Source organism: Bradyrhizobium sp. NAS96.2 (assembly GCF_001908235.1).
Taxonomy (GTDB): Bacteria; Pseudomonadota; Alphaproteobacteria; order Rhizobiales; family Xanthobacteraceae; genus Bradyrhizobium.
The window spans coordinates 1-13,916 of sequence record NZ_LGHK01000139.1 but is presented as its reverse complement, the minus strand read 5'-3'; the positions used below and the strand labels follow the sequence as shown (position 1 = coordinate 13,916).

Sequence of the window (13,916 nt, the reverse complement as noted above, 5' to 3'; positions counted from 1 at the left end):
GCTGCCCCGCCCTACAAACCGCCCGGCAATCCGACCAGTTTCAGACTCAACGTCCGCAGCCGCTGGCGCGCCTCGGCATCATAGGCCTGTGCATGGGCGCGGGCCTTGCGCTTGCCGTCGAAGAACAGCCCGCTTTGGCCGGCGACGTCTTCGCCCTGGATGAGACGCAGGATGGCATCGCCGCCCTGCTCGACGGTCGAGATCGGCGTGACGCCGCTGGCGCGCACCATCGTGGTGTTCATGTAGGTCGCCGGGTGCAGCGCGTTGACGGTGACGCCAGTGCCTTCCAGCTCAGCGGCAAGGTCGATGGTGAACATGATCTGCGACAGCTTGCTCTGCGCATAGGCGCGGCCGCCGCTGTAGTTCTTCGTGATCATCACGTCGTCGAAATCGATCGGGTGCTGGCCGACCGAGGCGACATTGACGATGCGCGCCGGCGCGCTCGCCTTCAGCCGAGGCAGCAGAAGGTGCGCGAGCAGGAAGCCGGCGAGATAGTTGACGGCAAAGCGCAGCTCATGGCCGTCCTTGCTGGTCTGCCGCGCCGGCCCCTCGTTCTGCGAGCCGATCCCGGCGTTGCTGACGAACACATCGAGGCGCTCCTGATCGTCGAGCACCAGCTGGGCGAACTCGCGGACCTCGGCGAGCGAGGAAAGATCGGCCTGATAGAATATCGGCTCGCGGCCGCTGACCCGCTTGATCTCGTCGGCGAGGGTCTGCGCCCTCTGCGTATCGCGGCCGTGGATCAGGACCCGAGCGCCGGCAGCCGCCAGCTTCATCGCGACGTAGCGGCCCACGCCATCGGTGGAACCGGTGATCAGCACCGTCTTGCCTGCCATGTTCATCGAAATTGCCTTTCGATCGTTCGCCCAGCGCAGCCACCAAGGATAAATACGCCGCGTGACCTTTGCCATGGCATGCCAGGGCGCCATCTGCACCAAAACGGCGTCCGAAATGACTCCGACCACAGCCCTTCTCCATGTCTACAAGGCGTACAGCTTGTCGCGCGGCCTGCGGTCGCGCGGCGCCGCGCCGCGCGTCAACGTGAGTGGATTCTGGTATCGTCGATATGAACGACAAAGCCAGGATACCGGAATGTCCTCGACCATTCCAGACGGGATCTTGCGGAAGGCTCCCTTGCTGGAGCCATTCGGCATGCTCGTGTTGTTCGGTGTGCTAACCGCGCTGCCGATCGTCCTGACGCTTCATCTGGTTGAGCCCGCACTCGTGCTGCCCGCGCTCAGCCCATCGTTGTTCGCGGAGGCAGCCATTGCCGCGCTTGCGGCGCGCGTGATCCACGTGCGCACGAGCGCGGCGAACCTCACGCTGTGGGATTTTGCCGGTGCCTTCACCTTCATGGGATGTGCAGCGGCGATCCTCGGCGAGCCGGATCAGGCGGCGCTGTTCTTCGAGGAACAGGCCATGCTTCGTCCGGTGTCACGACCGTAAATCCCAGGCCGGGCCCCTCTGGCAGCCACACGCTGCGATGTCGGACTGGAACTCAGTTGGAGTGGCCCTGCTTCGACCCGCGACGCGACACCGTCGTGGCTGATTTGCCGTCGGATGACGGTGACAGCCGGATTCGTCGAAACGGTCCACTCCCCGACCTCAAGGGGAACATGATCCATGTCCGAACTGCTCTCACTCGACGCGCTCAGCGCATTGCTGCAAGTCGTCGTCATCGACCTCGTGCTGGCCGGCGACAATGCCGTCGTGATCGGCCTTGCCGCAGCAGGCCTGCCGGGAACGCAACGCGGCAAGGCGATCCTGATCGGCATCGGCGCCGCGACGCTGCTGCGTATCATGTTCGCGCTTCTCACCACGCAGCTCATGCAGATCGTCGGCCTGCTGCTGGCCGGCGGCATCCTCTTGCTGTGGGTGTGCTGGAAGATGTGGCGGGAGCTGCGCGCCAGCACGCACGAGACCACGGCCGTGGATGGCTCCGACGGCGCGGAGGTGCCGCGCAAGACGCTGTGGCAGGCCACGACCCAGATCATCGTTGCCGACGTCTCGATGTCGCTCGACAACGTGCTGGCGGTGGCCGGCGCCGCGCGCGAGCAGCCAATCGTGCTGGTGTTCGGCCTCGCGCTCTCGATCGCAATGATGGGCGCGGCCGCCACCTTCATCGCGCGGCTGTTGCAGAACCACCGCTGGATCGCCTATGTCGGCCTCGCCGTGATCCTCTATGTCGCGGTCGACATGACCATTCGCGGCGCGAACGAGATCGCGAGGGTCGCGCCGGTCTGACGAAAGCAAAACGGCGGGCCTTCCGGTCCGCCGCTTAGCATATCAAAGACGCGCATTGCGTCAGTGGATCTCGGCCGAGCGCTTCAGCGCGTCCTTCAGCTTCTCGAGCGAAAAATCCTTAGCTCGCGCGATGTCGAGGATCGGGGTCTCGCGGCGGCCGCAGAGCTCGGCGGCCTCGGGCAGCTTGGCCGCGACGTCATAGGGGATCACGATCGCGCCGTGGCTGTCAGCGTGGATCAGATCGTCGGAGCGCACCGTCATGCCGGCGACGCGGACCTCGCCGCCGAAGCTTTCGGCATGCACCCAGGCATGCGACGGACCGATCGAGCCGGCCAGCGCCTGGAAGCCCGGCGCCCATTGCGGAATGTCGCGGATCGAGCCGTCGGTGATGACACCGAGGCAGCCGAGCGCCTTGTGCACGGCGCTCTGCACCTCGCCCCAGAACGCGCCGTAGCCGACGTCGGGACCGTCGATGTCCTGGATCACGGAAATGCGCGGACCGAAGCCGGTGCCGACATATTCGTAATAGTCGATGCGGCGCTTCGACTGCTCCTCGGCCGAGAGACCGGATTTCAGCACCGAGCGAATCGCGACCGTGCGCGCGTAGCCGACGATCGGCGGCAAGGTCGGGAACGGGCAGACCAGCGGCTTCACGGTGTAGCCGATCAGACGGCGCTCGGGCGCTACGATCTCCATCGCGTTGCAGATCGTCGGCGTGTCGTAGCGCGCCAACGCTTCAAGGACGGATGCAGGAAGCGGGGCGGAAGCGGATGTCGTCACGGCGTTTCTCTCCTGATTTTTGGCGTCAGATTTCTTTGTTTGAGCATGATCTTTTCGGAAAACCGGTTTCCACTTTTCCGGATCATGCTCAAGCGGGCCGTCCCAGCCTATAGCCGAGATCGAAGGCGAACCCAACCGAGGCACGCTCATGGCTGATATTTGGGAGAATAGACTCACCCGGCCCTATCACCGTCACCCCTGAGGTGCGAGCGGAGCGAGCCTCGAAGGGTCGACGGCCCCGCTGGTGGCCGTGCATCCTTCGAGGCTCGCCCAGCGGCGCAATTGCGCCGCAAGGCTCGCACCTCCAGCGACAAAGGCGAAGCCTTTGCGCGGGGATGACGGGTCAATCAGTGGCGCGCTTTAATGAAGATGCGTTGGACGATCGTCGTGGTCGCTCTCCGCGACCGGCGCTGCGTAGGGAGCCACAGGCGATGTCGCCGCCGGCGCGGTTGCGGCTTGCGTCTGCGCCGCAAGCTGGCGCTCCTGGTCGCGGTAGGACTTCCAGCCCCACGGCAGGCTGATCAAATAGGCCACCGAGCCCGCCGACAGGATGTGCCAGGGATAGCCGATCAGCAGCGCGACGAAGAACACCACGGCCACGAACACCGGCAGCACCATCTCCGGCGGCACGCGCATCTTCACGGTCTTGCCGGAGAACACCGGCAGGCGCGACACCATCAGGAAGGCGATCAATAACGTGTAGAACGCCGTCAAGGTCGCCGGCGGCATCGGCACGCCGAGAAAGGCGAGATAGATCGGCAGCAGCACGGTGATCGCGCCGGCCGGCGCCGGCACGCCGGTAAAGTAATTCGCGGCGAAGGCCGGCTTGTTCGGGTCGTCGATCGAGGCATTGAAGCGCGCCAGGCGCAGGCCGCCGGAGATCGCGAACACCATCGCGGCGATCCAGCCGCCGTTGTTCAATTCATGCAGCTGCCAGAAATACAGGATCAGGCCCGGCGCGACGCCGAAATTGACGAAGTCGGCGAGGCTGTCGAGCTCGGCGCCGAATTTCGACTGGCCCTTGATCATGCGGGCGACGCGGCCGTCGATGCCGTCGAGGATCGCGGCGAACACGATGGCGGCGACCGCAAGCTCCATCCGCCCTTCCGTCGACAGCCGAATTGCAGTCAGGCCGGCGCAGATCGCCAGCAACGTGATCATGTTCGGCACCAGCATCCGCACCGGGATCGGGCGGAACCGGCGGCGGCGCAGCTCGCTGGAATTGTTATCGAATGGCGTCATGGTCCGATAAATATAGCAAGCATGGCCCCGCTCCGCCATCGGCGCGGGAACCGGCTGATCGACCGGCTGAAACAGCGTTAATCGGCCCGGTAGGTGCGGCCCGGATCGGCGCCGCGGAAATCCGCCAGGATCGTCTCGCCGGCGACCGCGGTTTGGCCCTCGGAAACCAGCGCCTTGGTGCCCTCGGGCAGGTAGACGTCAAGCCGCGAGCCGAAGCGGATCAGGCCGAAGCGCTCGCCGGCGCCGATCGACTGGCCTTCCTTGACGAAGCAGACGATGCGGCGCGCCACGAGGCCGGCGATCTGGACCACGCCGATGCGCCCGTTCGAGCTCGAGATGACCAGCGAATTGCGTTCATTGTCCTCGCTCGCCTTGTCGAGCTCGGCATTGATGAAGGCACCAGGCCGATAGGCGATGCGGTCGATGCGGCCGGCCACCGGGCTGCGATTCACGTGGCAGTTGAACACGCTCATGAAAACCGAGACCCGCGGCAGCGGCTTGTCGCCGAGGCCGAGTTCAGCCGGCGGCAGCGCCTGCACCACCATGGAGACGCGGCCATCGGCCGGCGACACCACGATGCCGTCGCGCAGCGGCGTCACCCGCACGGGGTCGCGGAAGAACAGCGCGCACCACACCGTGAGCAACGTCCCGATCCAGCCCAGCGGGGTCCAGATCCAGAACAGGATCAGGCTGGCCAGAGCGAAGCCGCCGATGAAGGGATAGCCCTCCGGATGGATCGGCGGGATCTGCGCGCGGATGGAATTGGCGATCGACATCAGAACTCGCTGTGGTACCCCGCCCCTGCGGCGGGAGACGCCCTAAATCGACTATTCCGCGGCGGTCGGCAAGGGTTTCTCACCCGCGTCTGGGGTGGAATCCTCTGAGGATTCGGCCACCACCGGCGGCAGGCGGTTCGGCGCGATGCCGTCTTCGTCGACCTGGGCGAGCCGTTCGCGGGCCTCCTCGGCCTCGCGCTGCCGGTTCCACATGCTGGCATAGAGGCCGTCGGCGGCGAGCAGCCGCGCGTGGGTGCCGCGCTCGGCGATCCGGCCCTGGTCCAGCACGATGATCTCGTCGGCGCCGACGATGGTCGACAGCCGGTGCGCGATGACGAGCGAAGTGCGGTTGCGCGAGACCCGCTCCAGCGCGCCTTGGATCTCGTGCTCGGTGTGGCTGTCGAGCGCGGAGGTCGCCTCGTCCAGCACCAGGATCGGCGGCGCCTTCAAGACCGTGCGCGCGATCGCGACGCGCTGCTTCTCGCCGCCGGAGAGTTTCAGGCCGCGCTCGCCGACCTGGGTCTCGTAGCCCTGCGGCGACATCCGGATGAAGCCGTCGATCTGCGCCAGCCGCGCCGCCTCCTCCACCTCGTCGTCGCCGGCATCCCAGCGGCCGTAGCGGATGTTGTAGCGGATGGTGTCGTTGAACAGCACGGTGTCCTGCGGCACCATGCCGATCGCCGACCGCAGCGAAGCCTGCGTCACGGTCTTGATGTCCTGGCCGTCGATCAAAATGCGGCCGGAGGAGACGTCGTAGAGCCGGAACAAGAGCCGCGAGATCGTCGACTTGCCGGCGCCGGACGGGCCGACGATTGCGACCGTCTTGCCGGCCGGCACCTCGAAGCTCAGACCTTTCAGGATCGGCCGGTCCGCCTCATAGGCAAAGCGGACATCCTCGAAGCGCACGCTGCCTGTGGACACTGCGAGCGGCTTTGCGCCCGGCACGTCCTTCACCTCGGGATCGCGCGCCAGCACGTCGAACATCTTCTCGATGTCGATGATCGCCTGCTTGATCTCGCGATACACCATGCCCATGAAATTCAGCGGCTGATAGAGCTGGATCATCATCGAGTTGATCAGCACGAAATCGCCGACGGTGTGGGTGCCGTTGCGGATGCCGAAGGCGCACATCAGCATGGTTGCGGTCAGCCCCGCGGTGAAGATGATCGCCTGCCCGGTGTTGAGCACCGCAAGCGAGGTGTAGGTCTTCACGCTGGCCTGCTCGTAGCGTTCCATCGAGCGGTCGTAGCGCCTGGCCTCGCGTTCCTCGGCGCCGAAATACTTCACCGTCTCGTAGTTGAGCAGCGAGTCGATCGCCTTGGTGTTCGCCTCGGTATCCGAGTCGTTCATCTTGCGGCGGATCTCGATCCGCCACTCGGTCGCGATGTAGGTGAAGTACATGAACACGACGACCGTCAGAAGCACGGCAAGCACGTAACGCCAGTCGAACTGCCACAGCAGCACGCCCGCCAGCAGCGCGACCTCGACGATGGTCGGGATCAGCTGCAGGATCACCATCCGCACGATGGTCTCGATGCCGGAGCGGCCGCGCTCCAGGACGCGGGTCAGGCCGCCGGTCTTGCGCTCGAGATGGAAGCGCAGCGACAGCTCGTGCATGTGCACGAAGGTGATGTAGGCGAGCCGCCGCACCGCGTGCATCGCGACGCGGGCGAAGATGCCGTCGCGCCATTGCGTCAGCACCGCCATGATGATGCGCACCGCACCGTAGCTGATCGTCATCAGCACCGGCGAGGCGATCAGCCATAGCACCCAGTTCGACGGCTCGACCGGTGCCGAGCCCGCGCCGTTCAGCGCGTCGATCGCCCATTTGAAGGTGAACGGCACCGACAGCGTCGCGAGCTTGGCGAACAGCAGCAGCACCACCGACCAGATGACGCGCATCTTCAGATCGGCGCGATCGCCGGGCCAGATGTAGGGCCAGAGGTGAACGAGGGTACCGAGCAGCGTGCCCTTCTCGGCGGCCGGCGTGGCGGCCTTGGGCTCCGCGGCAGCGGTTGCAGTCTGTTGCGGCGGCACCATCAGGAGCCCGCTCTCGCCGTCATGGCGCGGCGGTCCGCGGCCACATCTTTTCCACGATTTGCCATTGTGCCCGTCATATAGATCGTTTGAACGCGGCGTACAGGCTTATGACGAAAATTGTTCGCGATTCGCGGGAATTTACGGGATATTTTGGCCACCAATCCCCATATGCGAGTCTTGACCCTGTTTACGCTGCAGTGCCACAAGGATCGTATGAACCAAATCAAGACTGTCTGTGTTTATTGCGGCTCCGGCCCCGGTAACAATCCCCGTTTCGTTGAAGCAGCCATCGCGCTCGGCAAGGCCTTTGCCGACAACAACGTGCGCCTGGTCTATGGCGGCGGCTCGATCGGCCTGATGGGCGCGGTCGCCAAATCCACCCTCGATCATGGCGGCTCCGTCACCGGCATCATTCCGGAATTCCTGCGGGCGCGCGAGAATGCGCTGACCTCGGTTCAGGAGATGATCGTCACCCCCGACATGCATGAGCGCAAGCGGCTGATGTTCGAGCGCTCGGACGCGTTCGTGGCACTGCCCGGGGGCATCGGCACCCTGGAGGAACTGGTCGAGCAACTGACCTGGCAGCAGCTCGGCCGCCACTCCAAGCCGATCCTGCTCGCCAACATCGACAACTTCTGGGAGCCCCTGCTCTCGCTGCTGAACCACATGCGCATGACCGAGTTCATTCGCCCGACATTGCCGATCAACGTCCTGATGGCCGACCGTGTCGACGACATCCTGCCGCGGCTGCGTTCCTCGGTGGCCGGCAAGCCGGCGGCCGCGAAGGAGCTCGCCCCCGAAGTGGCGCGGCGGCTGTAGGGGAACGCTCTCGAGCGCTCCCTTCCGGCTCGCGCAACATTATTCCCGTCATCCTGAGGAGCGCGAAGCGCGTCTCGAAGGATGGACGGCCCGGCCGGTGGCCGTCGACCCTTCGAGACGCGCGCAAGAGCGCGCTCCTCAGGGTGACGGTTCGAGAGATGCGCTAGCTAAGCCCTCACCTACTCACTCGGAAACGTCACAGCCTCGATGCGGTTGCCGTCGGGGTCGAGGACGAAGGCCGCATAATAGCGCATGCGGTCATGCGGGCGCAGGCCTGGCGGACCATCGGAAAGACCGCCGGACGCCAGTGCGGCGGCGTGGAAGGCATCGACCTCGGTGGTGGTCTTCGCGCGCAGGCAGATATGGCTGCCGCTCTCATGCGTGACGTGCGCCATCGTGGCGCGCAGATTGATCCAGAATTCGGGATAGGCCTTGCCGAAGCCGATCGTCGCCGGCCGCGTGACGAGGCGGCTCAGACCAAGCGCGGCCAGCGTCGGTTCATAGAACCGCGCGGCGCGTTCGAGATCGCGGACGCCGACGGAGACGTGGTCGATCATGGGTCCCTCCTCCCGTCATTGCGAGCGAAGCGAAGCAATCCATGCATCCTCACGCGCGGAAAGATGGATTGCTTCGCTTGGCTCGCAATGACGACGCCTGTTTTCCTTTAGTCGGCTACGCCTGTGCGCCCGACTTCACCAGCTTGTAGAACACCGAATCCATCAGCGCCTGGAACGAAGCGTCGATGATATTGGGCGAGACGCCGACCGTGGTCCAGCTCTCGCCGGTCTCGTCTTCGCTTTCGATCAGCACGCGTGTGACCGCCTCGGTGCCGCCATTGAGGATACGCACGCGGTAGTCGATCAACTTCAGGCCATCGATGTATTTCTGGTACTTGCCGAGGTCCTTGCGCAGCGCCACGTCGAGCGCGTTGACCGGACCGTTGCCCTCGGCCGCCGAGATCAGCCGCTCGCCATCGACGTCAACCTTCACCACCGCGAGCGCCACCGTGACGCGCTGGCCGTTGGCGATGTAGCGCTGCTCGACATTGACGTCGAACTGCTCGACCTTGAAATACTCCGGCACCTTGCCGAGCGTGCGGCGCGCCAAGAGGTCGAACGAGGCGTTGGCGGATTCATAGGCGAAGCCCGCGGCCTCGCGCTCCTTCAACTCCTCGACCAGCCGCGTCAGCCGCGGATCGCTCTTGTCATAGGCGATGCCGGCGCGGTCGAGCTCGGCCATCACGTTGGAGCGGCCGGCCTGATCCGAGACCAGCACCTTGCGGTGGTTGCCGACGGTCTCCGGCAGCACGTGCTCGTAGGTCTGCGGATCCTTCATCACCGCGGAGGCATGGATGCCGGTCTTGGTGACGAAGGCGCTCTCGCCGACATAAGGCGCGTGACGGTTCGGCGCGCGGTTCAGCATGTCGTCGAGCGTGCGCGACACCTTCATCAGCGTCGCCATCTTCTCGGTGGTGACGCCGATCTCGAACTCGTCGGAAAATTCCTGCTTCAGCTTCAGGGTCGGGATCAGTGAGCAGAGATTGGCGTTGCCGCAGCGCTCGCCGAGGCCGTTGAGCGTGCCCTGGATCTGCCGCGCGCCGGCACGCACCGCGGCGAGCGAGTTGGCCACTGCCTGCTCGGTGTCGTTATGGGCATGGATGCCGACATGAGCGCCGGGCACGTGCGTGACGACATCAGCAACGATGGTCTCGATCTCATGCGGCATGGTGCCGCCATTGGTGTCGCACAGCACCACCCAGCGCGCGCCGGCCTGATAGGCCGCCGTCGCGCAGGCCAGCGCATAGTCGCTGTCCTCCTTGTAGCCGTCGAAGAAATGCTCGCAGTCGACCATCACCTCGCGGCCGAGCGCCTTGGCGGCGGCGACGCTGTCGCGGATCGAGGCGAGGTTCTCCTCGTTGGTGGTCTCCAGCGCGACCCGGACCTGGTAAGCGGAGGATTTCGCGACGAAGCAGATCACGTCCGCCTTGGCCTCGAGGATGGCGGCGAGCCCCGGATCGTTCGAGGCGGAGCGCCCCGGCCGCCGCGTCATGCCGAACGCCGTGAAGCGCGCGTGGTCGAAGGCGGGCTTCCTGCTGAAGAACTCGGTATCGGTCGGATTGGCGCCGGGATAGCCGCCCTCGACATAGTCGATGCCGAGCTGGTCGAGCAGGCCCGCGATCACCTGCTTGTCCTGCAGCGTGAAGTCGACGCCATTGGTCTGCGCGCCGTCGCGCAGCGTGGTGTCGAACAGATAGAGGCGCTCGCGGCTCATGCGTGGCCTCCGGGCGTGGCAACGCCGTCGAGCGTCTTCTGCATCGTGGTGTTGGCGAGCCATTCGTCGCCGATGGTCACCGAATTGCGCTGCTGCGCGACGTAGCCGCGCTTGCGGAAAAATTCGAGCGCGGTGTCGCTGACATCGACCTTCAGGGTCTTGGTGCCGCGGGCGCTTGCGATCTTCTCCAGCGCATCGCACAGCGCGGCGCCGACCCCCTGACCCACGGCACTCGGATGCACGTAGAGCATATCGATGTGATCGGCCCCCTTCAGCGAGGCGAACCCGACCGGCGCGCCCTGCAGCGTCGCGATCAGCGTCAGTTGCCCGGCAAGCTTCTTGCCGAACGCTGCCTCGTCGTCGGCAGCCGCCGCCCAGGCCTCCTGTTGCGCCTCGCTGTAATCGTCACCGGTCAGATCCATGATCGAGGCCGCGAAGATCGCCGCCAGCAGCGGCGCGTCATCAGGCAGATAGGGGCGCAACGCGGGTGCAGAACGGCTCATCGCGCGACCTCCCAGGTGGTGCCTTCCTTGGAGTCCTTGATCACCACGCCCATCGCGGCGAGCTGATCGCGAATCCGGTCGGACTCCTTGAAGTCCTTGCGCGCACGCGCCGCGGTGCGCTCGGCGATCAGCGCCTCGACCGCGGCAGCGTCGACGCCGCTCGCCTGCTGCTTGCGCGCCTCCCATGCTGCCGCGCTCTCCGACAGGAAGCCGAGCAGCCGCAGCGAACCGGCAAATTCCTTGCGGCCCGACTCACTGCTCGCGGCAGCATTCCGCAGGCCGTGCAGCACTGCCATCGCCTGCGCGGTGTTGAGATCATCGTAGAGCGCCTCGACCATCGCCGGCGACGGCGCGCCGGACTCGGCATCGGCCGCGACCGCATACCAGTCGTCGAGCGTCCTTGCGGCCTCTTCTGCGCTCTTCAGCGTCCAGTCGAGCGGCGAACGGTAGTGCGTTCGGAGCATGCTGAGACGCAGCACCTCGCCCGGCCAATCCGCCAGCAGATCGCGGATCGTGAAGAAGTTGCCGAGCGACTTCGACATCTTCTCGCTTTCGATCTGCAGGAAGCCGTTGTGCATCCAGACATTGGCCATGCGGTCGGTATGGAACGCGCAGCAAGTCTGTGCGAGCTCGTTCTCATGATGCGGAAACACCAGGTCGATGCCGCCGCCATGGATGTCGAACTTTTCGCCGAGATGCTTCCAGGCCATCGCCGAGCACTCGATGTGCCAGCCGGGCCGGCCCTCGACCGCAATGCCGGCCGGCGACGGCCAGGACGGCTCGCCCGGCTTCGACGGCTTCCACAGCACGAAGTCGGTGTTGTCGCGCTTGTAGGGCGCAACGTCGACGCGGGCGCCCGCGATCATCTCGTCGAGCGAGCGCTTCGACAGCGCGCCATAGCGCGGCAACACCGAATTGGCCGCGTTCATCGCCTGCGGCGAGAACAGCACGTGATCCTCGGCGACATAGGCAAAGCCGCCGGCGACGAGCTTCTCGATGATCGCGCGCATCTCCGGGATGTGCTCGGTCGCGCGCGGCTGCACGGTCGGTGGCAAGCAGCCCAGCGCAGTGACGTCATCCTGATACTGCTGGTAGGTCTGCTCGGTGACCTTGCGGATCGCCTCGTTCAGCGGCACGCCGGGATAGTCCCGCGCGGCGCGGACATTGATCTTGTCGTCGACGTCGGTGATGTTGCGGACATAGGTCACGTGGCCGGCGCCATAGCGATGGCGCAGCGCGCGGAACAGCACGTCGAAGACAATGGCCGCGCGGCCGTTGCCGATATGGGCGAAGTCGTAGACCGTCGGTCCGCAGGCATACATACGGACATTGTTGGCATCGAGCGGCACGAACGGCCGCTTCTCCCGGGTCAACGTATCGTAGAGGCGCAAATCCATGGGTACCCATCCCTTGCGGCCGGGCGTCCAGTGATTCTCAGGGTGATTGAGAAAAGACGGCCTCAGCCAGCGAATCGCTAGCTCATAATCTCGCGGCAAATGCTGCAGATGGCGAGGTGGCCGTTCATGGTTCCACCATGTCTCATGGCCCCTTTATCGCGTCAAGGGGCTGTTTTCGGGCGCTTTGCAACGCGCCGGGCGCCGAAATCACGCCAACGCCCTCATGGTTAATCATTATTAAGGAATTGGGCGTATCCGGACGCCTACGGATTCCCCGCCATTTTGACCGGTGCACCATGCGGCCCTTTTCAGCATTGATTGCCTGCACGCTCTTCCTTGTCCCGTCCGCCCTCGTCCCCACGGCCGCGTCGGCCGACAGCCGCGTCTTCATCGTCGCCAACCAGGCCGACGGCTACGGCATCGACCAGTGCCTCGCCCATGGTGACCGCTGCGGCGCGTCCGCCGCCCGCGCCTACTGCCGCTCACGGGATTTTGCGCAGGCCACCAATTACCGCCGCGTCGATCCCGACGAGATCACCGGCTCGGTTCCGCACGCCGCCAACGAGAAATGCACGGGCAACAGCTGCGGCGAATACGTCGCCATCACCTGCCAGCGCTGAGCCAAGCTGCTGGACAGACGGGGTTATTGCCACACCGGCGCCCCGGAAACGACGTGACGCTGCCCCGAGAAAAGGCTATTGCAGCGGCCTTGCCTGCGCGCTTTGGCGTTGCTCGCCGCGCGGCGTCGTTTTAATGGCCGGATATGCCCAATAGCTCCCGTTTTCGCTTCTCCCGCTGGTTCTCGACTTGCGCCCTGTTGGCCGCAATCGCAATGCCCGCCACGGATGCCCTGGCGCAGGTACCGCCTGGCCCGCCCGGCCCGGCGCCCCAGGGCGCCCAGCCCAATCCGCAGGCCAATCCGATGTGCGTGCGGCTCGAGGGCCAATTGGCGGCGATCGATCGCGGCGGCGGCAGCGGTGATCCGGCCAAGGACGAGCAGATCCGCCGCTATCAGGACGCGGCAACAAGGCAGCAGGGCGAACTCGATCGCGTGACCGCGCAGGCCCGGCGCATGGGCTGCGACAGCTCCGGGTTCTTCTCGCTGTTCAATAACAATTCGGCGCAGTGCGGACCGGTCAACAACCAGATCCAGCAGATGCGCGCCAATCTCGACCAGATGACCGCCAATCTCGAACGGCTGCGCTCCGGCGGGCTCGGCGGCGCCGACCGCGAGAACCAGCGCCGCTCGGTCTTGACCGCGCTGGCGCAGAACAATTGCGGCCCGCAATACGCCGCGGCGGCCTCGCGTGGCCCCGGCAATTTCATCGAGAACCTGTTCGGCGGCGGTGGCGGCGGCGCCAATCCGAATACGCCGCTGCCCCCGCCCGACGCGCAATATGGCGGGCAGTCCGGCACCTTCCGCACCGTCTGCGTGCGCACCTGCGACGGCGCCTATTTCCCGATTTCGTTCGCGACCTCGTCGGCGCGCTTTGCCGCCGACGAGCAGATCTGCAAGGCGCAGTGCCCGGCCGCGGAGGCCAGCCTGTTCGCCTACCGTAATCCAGGCGAAGACATCAACCAGGCGGTCTCGATCAGCGGCCAGTCCTACTCGTCGCTGCCGAACGCCTTCAAGTACCGCACCGAGTTCAATCCGTCCTGCTCCTGCAGGGCGGCCGGCCAGAGCTGGGCCGAGGCGTTGAAGGCCGTCGACGACCAGACGGCCGCTGCGCAGCAGGGCGACATCATCGTCACCGAGGAGAGCGCGCGGAAGATGCAGCAGCGCGCGCAGACCAAGGCTGCCGCCGGCAAGAAGGGCGCGCCCGCCGCTCAGCAGCCGCCGGCTG

General features: G+C 65.7%; 14 protein-coding genes. 5 read left to right on the top strand and 9 right to left on the bottom strand.

Annotated elements, in window-relative coordinates:
• Positions 1-11: 11 nt before the first annotated feature.
• On the bottom strand, positions 12-842 hold the full coding sequence (locus tag AC628_RS27305) for an SDR family NAD(P)-dependent oxidoreductase (protein WP_074129909.1): 831 nt from the start codon (positions 840-842) through the stop codon (positions 12-14).
• Positions 843-897: 55 nt separating this feature from the next.
• Between AC628_RS27305 and AC628_RS45515 the strand changes: the two genes are divergently transcribed.
• Positions 898-1,446: a hypothetical protein gene (locus AC628_RS45515; protein WP_245321338.1), complete on the top strand. Its 549-nt coding sequence runs from the start codon at positions 898-900 to the stop codon at positions 1,444-1,446.
• A 177-nt stretch (positions 1,447-1,623) separates the two neighbouring features.
• A complete protein-coding gene (locus AC628_RS27295; RefSeq protein ID WP_074129888.1) occupies positions 1,624-2,244 on the top strand; it encodes a TerC family protein in 621 nt (206 codons plus the stop codon).
• 60 nt (positions 2,245-2,304) lie between these two features.
• On the opposite strand, the gene AC628_RS27290 is transcribed toward AC628_RS27295, so the two are convergent.
• From AC628_RS27290 to AC628_RS27275, 4 genes are all read right to left on the bottom strand, one after another.
• Entirely contained in the window at positions 2,305-3,024 is a 720-nt protein-coding gene (locus tag AC628_RS27290; protein ID WP_074129887.1) for an RraA family protein, read from the bottom strand.
• A 360-nt stretch (positions 3,025-3,384) separates the two neighbouring features.
• The gene (gene pssA / locus AC628_RS27285; protein WP_074129886.1) at positions 3,385-4,266 is read right to left on the bottom strand and encodes a CDP-diacylglycerol--serine O-phosphatidyltransferase; all 882 of its coding nucleotides are present in this window, start codon (positions 4,264-4,266) and stop codon (positions 3,385-3,387) included.
• Between the two features lie 77 nt (positions 4,267-4,343).
• Entirely contained in the window at positions 4,344-5,042 is a 699-nt protein-coding gene (locus tag AC628_RS27280) for a phosphatidylserine decarboxylase (RefSeq protein ID WP_021081990.1), read from the bottom strand.
• Between the two features lie 51 nt (positions 5,043-5,093).
• A complete protein-coding gene (locus AC628_RS27275) occupies positions 5,094-7,082 on the bottom strand; it encodes an ABCB family ABC transporter ATP-binding protein/permease (RefSeq protein WP_074129885.1) in 1,989 nt (662 codons plus the stop codon).
• A gap of 213 nt (positions 7,083-7,295) precedes the next feature.
• Here AC628_RS27275 and AC628_RS27270 point away from each other — a divergent pair, with 213 nt between their 5' ends.
• Positions 7,296-7,901 carry an LOG family protein gene (locus AC628_RS27270; protein ID WP_074129884.1) on the top strand — a complete coding sequence of 202 codons (606 nt, stop codon included), beginning with the start codon at positions 7,296-7,298 and terminating at the stop codon, positions 7,899-7,901.
• Between the two features lie 179 nt (positions 7,902-8,080).
• Here AC628_RS27270 and AC628_RS27265 read toward each other — a convergent pair whose 3' ends face one another.
• The 4 genes from AC628_RS27265 to cysS all read right to left on the bottom strand — a co-directional run bounded on the left by AC628_RS27265 (position 8,081) and on the right by cysS (position 12,072).
• Positions 8,081-8,458, bottom strand: coding sequence for a VOC family protein (locus AC628_RS27265; RefSeq protein WP_074129883.1), 378 nt, complete (start codon positions 8,456-8,458; stop codon positions 8,081-8,083).
• A gap of 115 nt (positions 8,459-8,573) precedes the next feature.
• Complete coding sequence (gene cimA / locus AC628_RS27260; RefSeq protein ID WP_074129882.1) at positions 8,574-10,172, bottom strand: citramalate synthase; 1,599 nt, start codon at positions 10,170-10,172, stop codon at positions 8,574-8,576.
• On the bottom strand, positions 10,169-10,675 hold the full coding sequence (locus AC628_RS27255) for a GNAT family N-acetyltransferase (protein WP_074129881.1): 507 nt from the start codon (positions 10,673-10,675) through the stop codon (positions 10,169-10,171). The genes cimA and AC628_RS27255 overlap by 4 nt, the downstream gene beginning before the upstream one ends.
• On the bottom strand, positions 10,672-12,072 hold the full coding sequence (cysS, locus tag AC628_RS27250) for a cysteine--tRNA ligase (protein WP_074129880.1): 1,401 nt from the start codon (positions 12,070-12,072) through the stop codon (positions 10,672-10,674). Before cysS ends, AC628_RS27255 begins: the two co-directional genes overlap by 4 nt.
• Positions 12,073-12,368: 296 nt before the next feature.
• Between cysS and AC628_RS27245 the strand changes: the two genes are divergently transcribed.
• Positions 12,369-12,692 (top strand): hypothetical protein, encoded by a 324-nt coding sequence (locus tag AC628_RS27245; protein WP_074129879.1) that lies wholly within the window; start codon positions 12,369-12,371, stop codon positions 12,690-12,692.
• Positions 12,693-12,835: 143 nt separating this feature from the next.
• Positions 12,836-13,916 (top strand): DUF2865 domain-containing protein (locus AC628_RS27240; protein WP_502689775.1); only part of this gene is annotated, 1,081 nt, incomplete at its 3' end.

What these genes read in the sequence shown, in the direction of transcription:
- AC628_RS27255 (WP_074129881.1), bottom strand. Translation starts at nt 10,675, where the DNA reads ATGAGCCGTTCTGCACCCGCGTTGCGCCCCTATCTGCCTGATGACGCG.
- AC628_RS27280 (WP_021081990.1), bottom strand. Translation starts at nt 5,042, where the DNA reads ATGTCGATCGCCAATTCCATCCGCGCGCAGATCCCGCCGATCCATCCG.
- cysS (WP_074129880.1), bottom strand. Translation starts at nt 12,072, where the DNA reads ATGGATTTGCGCCTCTACGATACGTTGACCCGGGAGAAGCGGCCGTTC.
- pssA (WP_074129886.1), bottom strand. Translation starts at nt 4,266, where the DNA reads ATGACGCCATTCGATAACAATTCCAGCGAGCTGCGCCGCCGCCGGTTC.
- AC628_RS27275 (WP_074129885.1), bottom strand. Translation starts at nt 7,082, where the DNA reads ATGGTGCCGCCGCAACAGACTGCAACCGCTGCCGCGGAGCCCAAGGCC.
- AC628_RS27265 (WP_074129883.1), bottom strand. Translation starts at nt 8,458, where the DNA reads ATGATCGACCACGTCTCCGTCGGCGTCCGCGATCTCGAACGCGCCGCG.
- AC628_RS27305 (WP_074129909.1), bottom strand. Translation starts at nt 842, where the DNA reads ATGAACATGGCAGGCAAGACGGTGCTGATCACCGGTTCCACCGATGGC.
- AC628_RS27270 (WP_074129884.1), top strand. Translation starts at nt 7,296, where the DNA reads ATGAACCAAATCAAGACTGTCTGTGTTTATTGCGGCTCCGGCCCCGGT.
- AC628_RS27295 (WP_074129888.1), top strand. Translation starts at nt 1,624, where the DNA reads ATGTCCGAACTGCTCTCACTCGACGCGCTCAGCGCATTGCTGCAAGTC.
- cimA (WP_074129882.1), bottom strand. Translation starts at nt 10,172, where the DNA reads ATGAGCCGCGAGCGCCTCTATCTGTTCGACACCACGCTGCGCGACGGC.
- AC628_RS27245 (WP_074129879.1), top strand. Translation starts at nt 12,369, where the DNA reads ATGCGGCCCTTTTCAGCATTGATTGCCTGCACGCTCTTCCTTGTCCCG.